The organism is Frankiales bacterium, from assembly GCA_016125335.1.
Taxonomy (GTDB): Bacteria; Actinomycetota; Actinomycetes; order S36-B12; family CAIYMF01; genus Longivirga.
Map to the genome: position 1 here is coordinate 1 of WGLY01000026.1, position 13,230 is coordinate 13,230.

The 13,230-nt window shown below is 73.6% G+C and carries 15 protein-coding genes and 1 riboswitch; of the genes, 5 read left to right on the forward strand and 10 right to left on the reverse strand.

Going from position 1 to position 13,230, the window contains the following annotated elements; genetic code table 11:
- The 3 genes from GC157_14430 to GC157_14440 form a co-directional block, all read right to left on the reverse strand.
- Positions 1–240: hypothetical protein (locus GC157_14430; GenBank protein ID MBI1378656.1), on the reverse strand; the 240-nt coding region annotated here is incomplete at its 3' end.
- Between the two features lie 533 nt (positions 241–773).
- Positions 774–1,508, reverse strand: a complete 735-nt coding sequence (locus GC157_14435; protein ID MBI1378657.1) for an SDR family NAD(P)-dependent oxidoreductase — start codon at positions 1,506–1,508, stop codon at positions 774–776.
- Positions 1,509–1,604: 96 nt separating this feature from the next.
- Complete coding sequence (locus tag GC157_14440) at positions 1,605–2,468, reverse strand: hypothetical protein (GenBank protein MBI1378658.1); 864 nt, start codon at positions 2,466–2,468, stop codon at positions 1,605–1,607.
- Between the two features lie 95 nt (positions 2,469–2,563).
- Here GC157_14440 and GC157_14445 point away from each other — a divergent pair, with 95 nt between their 5' ends.
- On the forward strand, positions 2,564–3,103 hold the full coding sequence (locus GC157_14445; GenBank protein MBI1378659.1) for a GNAT family N-acetyltransferase: 540 nt from the start codon (positions 2,564–2,566) through the stop codon (positions 3,101–3,103).
- Here the strand turns inward: GC157_14445 and GC157_14450 are convergent.
- Genes GC157_14450 through GC157_14465 form a run of 4 tightly spaced genes read right to left on the reverse strand, consistent with a single transcriptional unit; the run spans position 3,100 to position 6,260 of the window.
- Positions 3,100–3,888: an ABC transporter permease gene (locus GC157_14450; protein ID MBI1378660.1), complete on the reverse strand. Its 789-nt coding sequence runs from the start codon at positions 3,886–3,888 to the stop codon at positions 3,100–3,102. The two genes, GC157_14445 and GC157_14450, sit on opposite strands and share 4 nt — an antisense overlap.
- 10 nt (positions 3,889–3,898) lie before the next feature.
- Positions 3,899–4,669 carry an ABC transporter permease gene (locus GC157_14455; GenBank protein MBI1378661.1) on the reverse strand — a complete coding sequence of 257 codons (771 nt, stop codon included), beginning with the start codon at positions 4,667–4,669 and terminating at the stop codon, positions 3,899–3,901.
- On the reverse strand, positions 4,666–5,637 hold the full coding sequence (locus GC157_14460; GenBank protein MBI1378662.1) for an ATP-binding cassette domain-containing protein: 972 nt from the start codon (positions 5,635–5,637) through the stop codon (positions 4,666–4,668). Before GC157_14460 ends, GC157_14455 begins: the two co-directional genes overlap by 4 nt.
- 50 nt (positions 5,638–5,687) lie before the next feature.
- Positions 5,688–6,260, reverse strand: coding sequence for a GNAT family N-acetyltransferase (locus GC157_14465; protein MBI1378663.1), 573 nt, complete (start codon positions 6,258–6,260; stop codon positions 5,688–5,690).
- 264 nt (positions 6,261–6,524) lie between these two features.
- Between GC157_14465 and GC157_14470 the strand changes: the two genes are divergently transcribed.
- Complete coding sequence (locus GC157_14470) at positions 6,525–7,424, forward strand: hypothetical protein (protein MBI1378664.1); 900 nt, start codon at positions 6,525–6,527, stop codon at positions 7,422–7,424.
- 81 nt (positions 7,425–7,505) lie between these two features.
- Here the strand turns inward: GC157_14470 and groL are convergent, their stop codons facing one another.
- Positions 7,506–9,128 (reverse strand): chaperonin GroEL, encoded by a 1,623-nt coding sequence (gene groL / locus GC157_14475; GenBank protein MBI1378665.1) that lies wholly within the window; start codon positions 9,126–9,128, stop codon positions 7,506–7,508.
- Positions 9,129–9,435: 307 nt separating this feature from the next.
- On the opposite strand from groL, the gene GC157_14480 reads away from it, so the two are divergent.
- Both GC157_14480 and GC157_14485 read left to right on the forward strand, forming a co-directional pair.
- Positions 9,436–9,771: a hypothetical protein gene (locus GC157_14480; protein MBI1378666.1), complete on the forward strand. Its 336-nt coding sequence runs from the start codon at positions 9,436–9,438 to the stop codon at positions 9,769–9,771.
- 63 nt (positions 9,772–9,834) lie between these two features.
- Positions 9,835–10,203, forward strand: coding sequence for a DUF4440 domain-containing protein (locus tag GC157_14485; GenBank protein ID MBI1378667.1), 369 nt, complete (start codon positions 9,835–9,837; stop codon positions 10,201–10,203).
- Between the two features lie 19 nt (positions 10,204–10,222).
- On the opposite strand, the gene GC157_14490 is transcribed toward GC157_14485, so the two are convergent.
- Both GC157_14490 and GC157_14495 read right to left on the reverse strand, forming a co-directional pair.
- Positions 10,223–10,504 (reverse strand): molybdopterin synthase sulfur carrier subunit, encoded by a 282-nt coding sequence (locus GC157_14490; protein MBI1378668.1) that lies wholly within the window; start codon positions 10,502–10,504, stop codon positions 10,223–10,225.
- Between the two features lie 48 nt (positions 10,505–10,552).
- Positions 10,553–11,875: a threonine synthase gene (locus GC157_14495; GenBank protein ID MBI1378669.1), complete on the reverse strand. Its 1,323-nt coding sequence runs from the start codon at positions 11,873–11,875 to the stop codon at positions 10,553–10,555.
- 13 nt (positions 11,876–11,888) lie between these two features.
- Positions 11,889–12,049, reverse strand: a riboswitch (SAM riboswitch).
- A gap of 173 nt (positions 12,050–12,222) precedes the next feature.
- On the opposite strand from GC157_14495, the gene GC157_14500 reads away from it, so the two are divergent.
- Complete coding sequence (locus GC157_14500) at positions 12,223–13,230, forward strand: glucosyl-3-phosphoglycerate synthase (protein ID MBI1378670.1); 1,008 nt, start codon at positions 12,223–12,225, stop codon at positions 13,228–13,230.

Consider the following 13,230-nt stretch of genomic DNA (forward strand, 5'->3'; position numbering starts at 1 on the left):
GAGCCGGGTCGCGACGGACAGGTAGTCGATCAGCTCGGCCGGCTCGGTGATCGCCTCGACGTCGACCTGCTCGAGCAGGATCAGGTCGGTCGCGTCCACCGGCTGCTCGAGCAGCGGCAGCAGTGCACGGGGGTCTCCGGTCAGCCACGCGATCGGGTCGTGCACGTCCCAGTCCGGGTGGAACCCGAGACCCACCGGGCCGAACGAAGGGGTGGTGTCGCGGTCGTCGACGGCGGTCATCGGGCACCTCCCAGATGTTCGGCTGGTTTCGGATGAATGTGGGAATGCTATCGGAGACCGCTGACAGGCACAACCCCCAATCCCCAGCAATCCCAAGGGATTTCACCGATCGTCCGTCCACAGGGTGTGGACGGCCACGTCAGTCCCCGGGTGGCGTCGGCCTGCTGTGCGGTCCCCACGGGCGCGTCCTACGTGCTGCACTCTCACGCCAGCGTCGCCGCGGTTCGATGCGGAGTCCGCGACTACTCGGGCAGGTGCAAGGGGGCCCCCGCGGGACAGCCTGCGCAATCAGAGTTCCGGACGATCCGGGGGCGTGCCGGTCGACGACTTCGTAGGCGACAGCCAGGTCCATCGGCCACCACCGGACGCCGGCGAAGGCGCAGGGCGGTCCCCACCCAGCGCATCAGCCGCGTCGCCCGATCACGACGCACCAGAGGCTGACGCCGACGTGCGGGATCGCCTCAGCGGCCGGCGTCACGGGAGTCGAGCGCAGGCTCCTCGGCCGCGCGTGTGGTGGGCCGGCGTCGTGCGGGTCAGCTGCCCTGCCCCATGCTCCACAGCGTCCAGATCGCCGTGCGCATCGAGCGCGGCTGCTGCAGCGTCGTCACGATCGCGTGCGCGACATCGTCGGCGGTGAGCCAGTCGGCGAACCGGGGGTCGTCCTCGGTGCGGCCCGCGCCCACGGCGAACTCAGTCGCGGTGCCCGCGGGGCAGATGAGCGTGACGCGCACACCCTGCTCGCGCAGCTCGCGGTCGAGCGAGCCGGCGAGCCCCACCTGCGCGTGCTTGGTGCCGGCGTACACCGCCTCGTCGGCACCGCCGCGGAACCCGGCGACGCTGGACACGATGACGATGTCGCCGCCGCCCGCCTCGAGCAGCGCCGGGAGCGCCGCGCGCACGGTCCACACCGTGCCGGCGTAGTTGGTGTCCATCATCTCGGCGAGCTGCTCGTCGGTCTGGTCGAGGATCCCGCCGTACATCCCGATGCCGGCGTTGGGCACCACGGAGTCCAGCCGGCCCCACCGCTGCACCGCGGCGTCCACGAGCCGCGCGTTGTCCTCGGGACGGCGCACGTCCATCGGGACGGCCACGGCGGCGTCCGCGCCGAGCTCGGCGACCAGCGCGTCGAGGCGCTCCACCCGGCGTCCGCCGAGCGCCACCCGGGCGCCCTCGGCCACGAGCTGGCGGGCGGTGGCGGCCCCGATCCCGGCGGTCGCCCCGGTGATGGCGACGACGGTCCCGGCGAGGTCACGGACTGCTGCGGGCACGGTGCTCTCCTGCGCTCGGCCCGGCCGCGCGAGCCGGGCGACGGATTCGTTCAATGCCCGAACTTATGCCGCGCGTCCCGCGCTGTCGACCGGGGGTCAGCCGGCGTGCCCGAGGTCGAGCAGGTCGCCGGCCCGGTCGCGCCACGCCGGGCACACGACGTCGTGGTCGAGCAGGGCGGATCCCCGCTTCTGCACCCACTGCACGATGGCGGTGCGCGACCCGGCGAACGACTCCGAGCAGGACGCGAGCGCCGCCTTGCGCGTCCCCGGCCCGGTCGCGTTCCACACCGGCAGCCCCGGCTCCCAGGCTCCGGCGATCTCCTGGAACTGAGGCGGCGAGGAGTAGATGCCGACCCGGACGCCCGCCTCCTGGAGCCGCGCGGCCATCGCCGCCAGCACCGTCGCGTTCTCCTGCTGGGTGCCGCGCCAGGTGTTGCCGAGCTCGACGTCGAGCCACCACACGGCGGTGCCGCTGACCCCGGCGGCGTGCTCGCGCGCGATCGCGTCCTCCACGAGTCGCCGGCCGTACGCGACCGGGTCCCCCTTGCCGGAGTACGACGTGTTCACGTAGACCGCGTAGCCCACCTTGCTCGTGCGCGCCCACGCCACCTGCTCGGCGAAGCAGCGGTTCGAGGTGAGGGGCGCTCCGCCGTTCACCCCGACGATGGCGAAGGCGGGCTTGGGCGGCAGCGTGCTGCGGCACTGCGGGTAGGAGACGTCGTGGCCGATGCCGGTCACGCGCGCGGGCGGCGCCGGAGCCGGCACGACCACCAGGGGCGCGCCGGGCAGCAGCGGGTCGTAGGGCGGCTCCACCACCTGCGGGGTGCCGCCCTGGCCGAGCCCGACGAGCACCACGACGACGCCCAGCACGAGCGAGGCCACCAGCACGCCGGCGACCGCCCAGGTGAGCCGGCGACGCCGCGCGGCACGAGGGCCCGTGGCGCGCGCGGAGCCGCTCACGGGCCCACCGGTGCGCGCAGCATCCGTGGAACCTAGCCGACGCCCGGTCGCCGGCCGGCTCCCGGCACCGCGCGAGTCGGCCGTACGCTCCCCGCGTGCAGCCCGCCGAGGTGCGCCCAGCCGGGGCCGACGACGCCGCGGCCATCGCCCGCGTGTACGGCCACCACGTGCTCGCCTCGTTCGCCTCCTTCGAGGAGGTGCCGCCCGGCGCCGACGCGATGGAGGCTCGGCGATCGTCCGAGCCGCGGCTGCCGTGGCTCGTGGCCACGATCGAGGACGACGTGGTCGGCTTCGCGTACGCCGGACGGCACCGCGAGCGGGCCGCCTACCGCTGGGCCGTCGACGTCTCGGTGTACCTCGACCCCTCCGCGACGCGTCGCGGCATCGGGTCCGCGCTCTACGCCCGGCTCCTGCCCGAGGTACGGCGGCTCGGCTACCTGCGCGCCTACGCCGGCATCGCCCTGCCGAACGAGGCCAGCGTCCGGCTGCACGAGTCGTTCGGCTTCACGCCGGTCGGGGTCTACCACCGCGTCGGGTGGAAGCTCGGGGGCTGGCGCGACGTCGGGTGGTGGGAGCTCGCGCTGGAGGACGACGACCTCGCGCGGCCGCCGGAGGAACCTCGCCGCTGGGGCTAGGCGAGCTCGAGGGTCGCCTGCCGCCGGCTCTCCACCTCGAAGTAGAAGAGCAGGCCGATGCCCAGGGCGGCCCAGGCCAGGCCGATGGCCGCCTCGGCCACGACGAGCCCGGACACCTGCCCCCACGACGAGCCGGCCGCGAGGTCGCGGGCCGCCTCGATCCCGTGCGTCAGCGGCAGCGCGTTCGAGATCGGCTGCATCCACGCCGGCAGCGCCGACACCGCGACGTTGACGCCGCAGAACACGATGAGCAGGCCCGCGATGATGTTGGACAGCACCGCGGTCTCGCGCACCCTCAGCGCGAGGGCGGCGGCGGCGAGCCCGAGGCCGGTGCAGGAGAACGACGTCACCACGAGCACGCCGACGATCTCGGGCCACGCCGCCGCAGCCATGCTCACCCGGAGCAGCAGCGCCCCGGTCACCAGCACCACGAGCGAGACCAGGAAGCCGTTGACGATGACCGGCAGCGACCGGCCGAGGAACAGCGGGAGCCGGCGCGCGGGGCTGGCGAGAAGCAGCCCGAGGGTCTGGAAGTAGCGCTCGTTGCCGATCGTGTTGCCCATCGCGAACAGGCACGGGATCGACGCGAGCTGCACGGCGTTGCCGATGAGGTAGAAGGTGTCGTCGGCGTAGCCGGCGTCGCGGCCCACGAAGACGAAGAACACCAGCTGGAACAGCGGCGAGAGCACGAACGTGGGGATGAGGATCCACGGCGTGAGCCAGTGGAACAGGGCCCGGTAGCTCGTCATCCCGCCGATGAAGAAGATGCGCAGCGACGTCCTCATGACGGCCCCCTCACGTGAGCGCCAGCGTGGCGTTGCCGCGCGCGGAGTCCACCAGGCGCCGCGCGATGAGGACGCCGACGAGCGCGTAGACGGCACCGGTGAGCAGGCACAGCGCGATGTCGCGCCACGGCGACCCGCCGAACGCCGCGGCCCGCACGGCCGAGACCCCCCAGGTGGGTGGCAGGGCGTAGGCGATGGGCGCCACCCACGACGGGAGGGAGCTGAGCGGCACGAGGAAGCCGCACACCAGCCACACCGGGAACTCGAAGAGCGAGCCGAGCGCCCACGCGGCGCGGTAGCGCACGGAGGTGACCGCCTGGAGGAAGCCCACGAGCCCCAGCGAGAACGCGAGCACGAGCGCCGCGATCACGAACACCACGGGCTGGTCGAAGGAGATGGGGATGCCGAAGGCGAACCGGCCGAACAGCAGCGTGACGACGAAGCTCCAGAGGCCGATCGTGGCCATGCTCACCGTCGCCGGGAGGATCACCAGGCTGAACGGCGTGGGCGCCGCCACGAGCAGCTCGAGCGTGCCCTGACGGCGCTCGCCCTGGAGGGTGGTGGACGCCGTGGTGCTCACCGCCGACCAGATGCCCATGAGGCTCGCCCCGACCGCGGCGCTGACGAGCACCGAGGGGTCGCCGTTCTGCTGGTAGACGAGGAAGATCGTGGCCGCGAAGAACAGCGGGTAGAGGATCGAGAGCAGGCCGTCGAAGGCCGAGCGGCTGCGGTTCTTCAGCTGCATCCACCATCCGACGCCCACCAGGCGCAGCGTCCTCATGCCTGGCGCACCAGCTCGACGTACGCGTCCTCCAGCGTGGGCTCCCGGGTGGCGACGCGGCCCAGCGAGCGCCCCGTCAGCGACGCCAGCACCGCGGGCGTCACCTGCGCCGCGGCCGCGGTGCGCACGACGAGCAGCTGCGAGTGCGCCCCCTCCTCGACGGCGACTGCGGTGACGCCGGGCAGCGCGCGCACGGCGTCGGCCTGCGCCGCCTCGATGCCGTCGTACACCTCGATCTCGACCACGTGCCCGTCGGCGACGTTGGACTTCAGCGCGGCGGGCGTGCCCTCGGCGATGATGCGGCCACCCGCGATCACGGCGATGCGGTCGCACAGCTCGTCGGCCTCGAACATGTAGTGCGTCGTGAGCAGCACGGTGGTGCCGGTGGACACCAGCGCCGCCACGGTCTCGCGCAGCTCGCGCGCACCGACCGGGTCGATGCCGATGCTCGGCTCGTCGAGGAACAGCACCTCCGGGCGGTGCAGCAGCCCGCGGGCGATGTGCAGGCGCTGCCGCATGCCGCGCGAGTAGCCCTCCACCCGCTCGTTCTCCCGGCCCGCCAGGCCCACGAGCTCGAGCAGCTCGCCGATCCGCGGCCGCACCTCGCGCGGGGGGACGCCGTACAGCTCCGCGAAGTACCGCAGGTTGTCCAGGCCGGACAGGCGCTCGTAGAGGCCCTTGTCGCCGCCGAAGACGTAGCCGATGCGACGGCGAACCTCGCGCGGCTCGGCGACCACGTCGCGGCCGAGCACCCGTGCGGTGCCGGAGGTGGGCAGCAGGAGGGTGATGAGCATCTTGATGGTGGTCGTCTTGCCCGCGCCGTTGGGACCCAGCAGCCCGAACAGCTCGCCGCGCTCGACCTCGAAGGAGACACCGCGCACCGCCTCCACCACCCGCCGCGGTGCCCGGCCCAGCCGGCGGCCGCTGGCGTAGCTGCGGGTGAGGTCCTCCACCTCGATGACCGGCACGCTCCCCCTCCGTCCTGGCCGCACCGCCACCGGCGCGGCCCTCGATGCTGTCAGTCCTGCGCGGCGGTGCGGGGCAGCGCCACGCGGAACAGCAGGCCCTCGCCGCCGTGCGAGGTGCTCGGCTTGGTGAAGCGGCGCACCAGGGTCCCGCCGTTGGCGAGCACGACCCGCTGCGACGCCGTGTTGTCGAGGTCGGTGACGATGTCGACGTGGGGCAGGCCCATGCCCTCGGCGAGCTCGAGGATCCCGGCCAGGGCCTGCGTGGCGTAGCCGCGACGGCGCTTCCACGGCACGACGCCGTAGCCGATGTGCCCGAGGCAGTGCTCCGGCAGCGCAGAGGTGCCCGGCTGCCAGCGCAGGTCGATGCTGCCGCAGAACTCGCCGTCCCAGATCCAGCGGCGATGGCTCGGCAGCCGCGGCACCACGGTGCCGTCGGGCAGCGTCACGGTGCGGCCCTCGGGGTCGACCGAGCGCAGCTCGTGCAGGAAGCCCTCGGGGTCGGACTCGACGCGGGCGATCTGCTCCACCCCGAGCTCGGGCCGCTGCTCGTCCGGCGACCAGGGCGTGCGCAGCGCGGCGAGGTAGCTCTCGAGGTGCTCCTCCGCAGGCACGACCAGCTCCACGCGGTGATCGTGTCAGGCGCGCCGCCCGGGGCGACACGGGGTTTCGCCACGCGTCCGCGGGGACGCACCGCGGCGACGGCTGAGCCGAGCGGGTGACGCGTCGTACGACGCGTGCCAAGGGACGTCCAAGGGGCGGCGCAGGCCTGTCGCGAAGTGTGCCGCACGGGCTACGCGTGCTTGTCGACCCGCGCATCCCTGCCGAAGGTGGAGGCGGACCACGCGACCGCGCACAGGACGGTCGCGGACATCTCTGGAGGACCCCCCATGCGTTCCAGCACACGTCGCGCGCTCGTGGGCACCGCTGCCGGTGTCTCGCTCGTGCTCGCCTCGCCGTTCGCCACCGCCGCGAACGCGCACGACCGCTCGAACGGCGGCCCCGAGACGGGTCGCGACGGATGGCACTCGGCGCAGAACCCCGCCGAGGCCGCCGCCCGCAAGGCCCTCCGCGAGGCCGTCTCGCAGGCGACCTCGACGCTGCGCAGCGCCCTGTGGGCCGCGGAGCACGCCTTCCGCACCGACCCGGTCGTGGTGCAGGCGGCCGCCGACCGTCGCGCGATCGTGAGCACCTCCACGGACCCGGGGACGATCCTCGCCGCCCGAGCGGCCTACGACGCCGCCGTGGCCGGCCCGGCCGCCACGCGCGACGCCGCGGTCAGCGCTGCCTTCGCGGCGTACACGACCGCCATCGACGCCGCCTACACGGCCTACGACACGGCCACCACCACGCCGGCCGAGGCGGCGGCCCGGGCGGACTTCCGCACCGCGGTGCGCACCGCCACGGTCAGCTACCGGGCCGCCGTGAAGGCGGCGTGCGCCGACTTCAAGACCGCCACGGCCACGGCCCGGGCCACGCTGCGGGCCGCCGTCAACGCCGCGATCGCGACCTTCGAGGCCAGCGCCAAGGCCCCGGCCGACCGGGCCGCCTTCGTGCAGGCGATCGCGGACGCGCGCACGGCCTTCGCCAACGACCCGGCCGTCGTCGCCGCACGTCACGCCAAGACCGACGCGATGACCGCGGCGCGCACGGCGTACAAGACGGCGCTCAAGGACGCGCGCGACGCGTTCTTCGCGGCCACCGGCCACAACCCGAAGCGCGTGCGCGTGGTGATCCCGCACCTCGACTTCGGCCACCACCACCATCACTGGGGCGCGCGCCACCACTGACGGCGCACCGCTCCACCGGGGCGGGACGCGGACGGGCCCGGCACCTCGCGGTGCCGGGCCCGTCGTGCTGTGCAGGGGCGACTAGAAGTCCATGCCGCCCATGTCGCCGCCGGGCATGGCCGGGGCGGCCTTCTCCGGCTTGTCGGCGATGACCGCCTCGGTGGTGAGGAACAGGGCCGCGATCGACGCCGCGTTCTGCAGCGCCGAGCGAGTCACCTTGGCCGGGTCGATGATCCCGGTCTTCACCAGGTCGACGTACTCGCCGGTGGCCGCGTTGAGGCCGAAGCCGGGCTCGAGGCCGCGGACCTTCTCCGCCACGACGCCGCCCTCGAGGCCGGCGTTGATCGCGATCTGCTTGAGCGGGGCCTCCATGGCGACGCGGACGATGTTCGCGCCGGTGGCCTCGTCACCCTCGAGCTCGAGCTTGGCGAAGGCCGCCTCGCTCGCCTGGAGCAGGGCCACGCCGCCGCCGGCGACGATGCCCTCCTCGACGGCCGCCTTCGCGTTGCGGACGGCGTCCTCGATGCGGTGCTTGCGCTCCTTGAGCTCCACCTCGGTGGCCGCGCCCGCCTTGATGACGGCCACGCCGCCGGCGAGCTTGGCGAGGCGCTCCTGGAGCTTCTCGCGGTCGTAGTCGGAGTCCGACTTCTCGATCTCGGCGCGGATCTGGTTGACCCGGCCGGCGATCTGCTCGGAGTCGCCCGCGCCCTCGACGATGGTGGTCTCGTCCTTGGTCACGACCACCTTGCGGGCGCGACCGAGCATCTCGAGGCCGATCGAGTCGAGCTTGAGGCCGACCTCCTCGGAGATCACCTGGCCGCCCGTGAGGATCGCGATGTCCTGGAGCATGGCCTTGCGGCGGTCGCCGAAGCCGGGCGCCTTGACCGCGACCGAGCGGAACGTGCCCTTGATCTTGTTGACGACCAGCGTCGACAGGGCCTCGCCCTCGACGTCCTCGGCGATGATCATCAGCGGCTTGCCCGACTGGATGACCTTCTCGAGGATCGGGAGCAGGTCGCGGACGCCGGAGATCTTGGAGTTGGCGATGAGGACGTACGCGTCCTCGTAGACCGTCTCCATGCGCTCGGCGTCGGTGACGAAGTAGCCCGAGATGTAGCCCTTGTCGAAGCGCATGCCCTCGGTGAGCTCGAGCTCGAGGCCGAAGGTGTTGCTCTCCTCGACGGTGATGACGCCTTCCTTGCCGACCTTGTCCATGGCCTCGGCGATGATCTCGCCGATCTGGGTGTCGGCGGCGGAGATGGAGGCCGTGGCAGCGATCTGCTCCTTGGTCTCGACCTCCTTGGCCATCGAGAGGAGCTGCTCGCTCACGGCCTCGACGGCCTTCTCGATGCCGCGCTTGAGCGCCATCGGGTTGGCGCCGGCCGCGACGTTGCGCAGACCCTCGCGCACGAGCGCCTGGGCCAGGACGGTCGCCGTGGTCGTGCCGTCACCGGCGACGTCGTCGGTCTTCTTCGCGACCTCCTTGACCAGCTCGGCCCCGATCTTCTCGTACGGGTCCTCGAGCTCGATCTCCTTCGCGATGGAGACACCGTCGTTGGTGATCGTGGGGGCGCCCCACTTCTTCTCCAGAACGACGTTGCGGCCCTTGGGGCCGAGCGTCACCTTGACGGCGTCGGCGAGGGTGTTCATGCCCCGCTCGAGCGAGCGGCGGGCGTTCTCGTCGAACGCAATGATCTTCGCCATGTGGCTGCCGATCCCTTTCCACGTGGGGGATGGACCTCGTGGGTGCCCGCGACGGACGGCCGCGGCGCGACAGTGGTAGGCACTGCCGGCCCCGACCTCACCAGCGAGGTCTCGCGTGCCACTCGCCCCGGGCGGGCGGGTCCTCGCGGACTGTCACTCTCCCGGGTCGAGTGCTAACGCCCATTGTTGGCACTCTCGGGGTCCGAGTGCAAGCCGTCGGGCCGCGCCGGTCCCGCCCCCGGAGCGCGGTGGCCCGCCCGGGGAGGGGCGTCGCGCCATGGCGGGCCCCGCGGACCACAATGGCCCCATGAGCACCCTCGATCGCGACGACGACGGCACCGGCACCCCTCCCTACGGCACGCCGGCGTACCACGGACGGGGGCAGGCGGGCGACGAGGTCGTCGACGTCATGACGGCCGACCTGGTCGAGGAGTACGGCTCCGACGACGTCGCGGCCACCTTCGAGCCGCACCGCACGGGCCCGCGCGAGGTCGTCGTCGGCCGGCTCGTGGAGGACGACGAGGCGCTCGACAGCGAGCACGACGACGTCACCGCGCACGACGTCGGCGAGGACGACGACCTGTCCGCCGAGGAGGCGGCCCTGCACTACGTCGACCCGGAGAACGACCCGATCCCCGACTGAACCCGCGACGGATCGGGGACGGACGCCGGGTTTGCCCGGCGGCCACCGCGGTAGGTGGCCGCCATGACAGGACTGGGTCTCGAACCGCTGCTGGAGCTCGAGCACGACGGCTGGCGCTCGCTGTGCCGCCGCACCGGCGCCGAGTTCTACGAGGACCTCATGCTCGACGACGGGCTGATGCTGCTGGCCGGCGGCCTGTGCCTCGGCCGCGACGACGTGGTCGAGACGCTGCGCGACGCCGAGCCGTGGGCGGGCTACCAGCTCTCCGAGCCGCACGCCGTGCCGCTCGGCCCCGGCGCGACCACGCTCGTGTACACCGCCGAGGCGCGCCGCGCCGAGGGCCCGGAGCTGCGCGCCCACATGGCCTCGACCTACGTCTGGGCGGGCGGGCGCGTGCGCCTGGCCCTGCACCAGCAGACGCCGCTCCTCTGACGCGGCGCCCGCGGCGGGATCAGCCGCCCGCGACCGCCGGGATGATGCTCACCTGGGCGCCCGCGGCCACCGGGGTCGCGAGGCCGTCGGTGAACCGCACGTCCTCGTCCGCGACGTAGACGTTGACGAACCGGCGCAGCGCGCCGCTGTCGTCGAGCACCCGCGCCCGGATGCCCGGCGCGAGGGCCTCGAGCGCGTCGAGGACGCCGGACAGCGTGGCGTCGGCCGGCTCGACGCTGACCTCGGCCGCGCCCTCGGTGTAGGTGCGCAGGATCGTGGGGATCCGGACGGACACGCTCATCGTGCTGCTCGTTCCTCTCGTGGTGCGGTCGCCGCCGGCGCCGGCCGGTCAGGCGCCCGTGCGGGCGTGGTGGGCGGCGATCGCCGCGGTGACCTCGTCGACGTCGTGCGCGATCGTCGCGGTGGGGCCGACGTGCGAGGAGATGGCGTCGAGCGTCTTGAGCCCGTCGCCGGTGTTGAGGATCACCGTCTCGGCGGCCGGGTCGAGCGCCCCGGTGGCGAGCAGCTTGCGCAGCGTCGCCACGACGACGCCGCCCGCGGTCTCCGCGAACACGCCCTCGGTCTCGGCGAGCAGCCGGATGCCCTCGACCACCTCGGCGTCGCTGACGTCCTCGATCACCCCGCCCGTGCGCCGCACGACGTCGAGCGCGTAGGGGCCGTCCGCGGGGTTCCCGATCGCGAGCGACTTGGCGATGGTGTCGGGCCGCACCGGGCGCACGACGTCGTGGCCCGCGCGGAACGCCTGCGCCACCGGCGAGCACCCGGTGGCCTGCGCGCCGAAGACCCGGTACGGCGAGCCCTCGACGAGCCCCAGGGCGCTCAGCTCGCGCCAGGCCTTGTCCACCTTGGTGAGCAGCGAGCCGGACGCGATCGGCGCGACGACCTGCTGCGGCAGGCGCCACCCGAGCTGCTCGGCGATCTCGTAGCCGACGGTCTTCGAGCCCTCCGCGTAGTAGGGGCGCAGGTTGACGTTGACGAAGCCCCAGTCCGCCGTGAGGGGGTCGCCGATGAGCTCGGAGCACAGCCGGTTGACGTCGTCGTAGGTGCCGTCGACGGCGAGCAGGATGCCGCCGTAGGCCGCCGTGGTGAGGACCTTGCCGTCCTCGAGGTTGCTCGGGATCACCACGACGCTGTCCTGCCCGGCGCGGGCGGCAGCGGCTGCAACCGCGTTGGCCAGGTTGCCCGTGGAGGCGCACGCGATCGTGCCGAGGCCGAGCCGCCGCGCGGCGCTCTGGGCCACGGCCACCACCCGGTCCTTGAACGAGTGGGTGGGGTTGCCGCTGTCGTCCTTCACCCACAGCGGGCCCGTCATGCCGAGGGCGCGGGCCAGGTTGTCGGCGCGCACCAGCCGGGTGAGGCCAGGGTTGAGGTTGCGCTCGTCGCCGGCGTACGCCGCCACCGGAAGCAGGCACGAGTAGCGCCACATGTTCGCGGGACCGGACTCGATCAGCTCGCGCGTGACGGCGGAGTGGTCGTAGCCGACCTCGAGCGGGCCGAAGCACTCGGCGCAGGCGTAGGCGGCGCCGAGACCGTAGGTCTGGCCGCACTCGCGGCAGGTGAGGTGCGTCGCCGGCCCGAAGTCCGGCACGGGCGGCGCGGCGTCGGGAGCGACGGAGGGGGTGCTGCTGGGGGCGACGGGAGTCGTCGTCATGGCGAGGCCTTTCTCCTCATCTTTCCGGACGACCTGGTGGTCGCCGGACGGAGTTGGCACCTTCTCGCCGTCGGCCTCGCGCGACCCCGGCCCGTGGGCCGAGCGCATCGAGAGGTTCGGCGATGGTTGCCGGGGCTTCGCAGGGCCGTGTCCCTCTGCCCCTCTGGATGAGCGTGCTGTTCTGTTGTGCGCAGGAGGACCTGTCGCGCGGCCGTCGGGGAGCGGGCTCCGCACCCTCCGGACGTGGTGGAGACTGTACGGGAGTCCCGATCCTCGGGACGACGCCGGTCCGGATCCTGAGACCGGCCGCCCACTCGCGTCGGTGGGCGCGGGCGGAGGGAGTCGCGGTGCGGGCCGACGTGGCGGCGTGGTTCTCCCGGCGCACGAGCTCGGCCGAGGACTGGCCCGTCGAGCGGCTGGCCGCCGCGCGCGGCGCCACGACCGTGAGCGTCGTGCTGCCCGCCCTCGACGAGGAGTCGACGGTCGGGCGCATCGTCGAGTCGCTGCGCGAGAGCCTCGGCGAGGGGGCGCCCGCGCACCGGCGGCTGGTCGACGAGCTCGTGGTGATGGACTCCGGCTCGCGCGACCGCACCGCCGAGGTCGCGCGGCGGGCCGGGGCGCGCGTGGTCGCCCGTGAGGACGTGCTGCCGGACGTGCCGGTGGTTCCTGGCAAGGGCGAGGCGATGTGGCGCTCGCTGGCCGCCACCACCGGCGACGTCGTCGTCTTCGTCGACGCCGACCTCCAGTCGTTCACCCCGGCCTACGTCAGCGGGTTGCTCGGCCCGCTGCTCGCCGACTACTCGGTCGCCCTGGTGAAGGCCGTCTACGAGCGCCCCCTGGTGGAGGGCTCCACCGTGGTGCCGGCCGGCGGCGGCCGGGTGACCGAGCTGGTCGCCCGACCGCTGCTCAACCTGCTGTGGCCCGAGCTGGCCGGCGTCGTGCAGCCGCTCGCCGGCGAGTACGCCGCCCGCCGCTCGCTGCTGGAGCGGCTCGCGTTCCCGTGCGGGTACGGCGTCGAGCTCGCCCTGCTCGTCGACACCGTGGCGCTGCTGGGGCTCGACGCCGTGGCCCAGGTGGACCTCGGGGTGCGCGTGCACCGCCACCACGACGAGCGGCGCCTGGGGCGCATGGCCGCCGAGATCCTGCGCACGGCCCTCGACCGCGCTGCAGGCCACGGCTCCGCGGCGTCGCGGTCCGGCGACGACGGGATCGGGGTCGCGCTCGGCGACACCCTCGTGCAGTTCGACCGCGGGGTGTCGGGGTTCACCACGGTGACCCACGACGTCGCGGCCCTCGAGCGCCCTCCGCTGGTGTCGGTGGCGGAGTACGCCGCACGCCGCGCGGACCGGGCCTGA

Coding starts and splice junctions, on each gene's coding strand:
- GC157_14470 (MBI1378664.1), top strand. CDS start 6,525: ATGCGTTCCAGCACACGTCGCGCGCTCGTGGGCACCGCTGCCGGTGTC.
- GC157_14490 (MBI1378668.1), bottom strand. CDS start 10,504: ATGAGCGTGTCCGTCCGGATCCCCACGATCCTGCGCACCTACACCGAG.
- GC157_14455 (MBI1378661.1), bottom strand. CDS start 4,669: ATGAGGACGCTGCGCCTGGTGGGCGTCGGATGGTGGATGCAGCTGAAG.
- GC157_14480 (MBI1378666.1), top strand. CDS start 9,436: ATGAGCACCCTCGATCGCGACGACGACGGCACCGGCACCCCTCCCTAC.
- GC157_14450 (MBI1378660.1), bottom strand. CDS start 3,888: ATGAGGACGTCGCTGCGCATCTTCTTCATCGGCGGGATGACGAGCTAC.
- groL (MBI1378665.1), bottom strand. CDS start 9,128: ATGGCGAAGATCATTGCGTTCGACGAGAACGCCCGCCGCTCGCTCGAG.
- GC157_14495 (MBI1378669.1), bottom strand. CDS start 11,875: ATGACGACGACTCCCGTCGCCCCCAGCAGCACCCCCTCCGTCGCTCCC.
- GC157_14485 (MBI1378667.1), top strand. CDS start 9,835: ATGACAGGACTGGGTCTCGAACCGCTGCTGGAGCTCGAGCACGACGGC.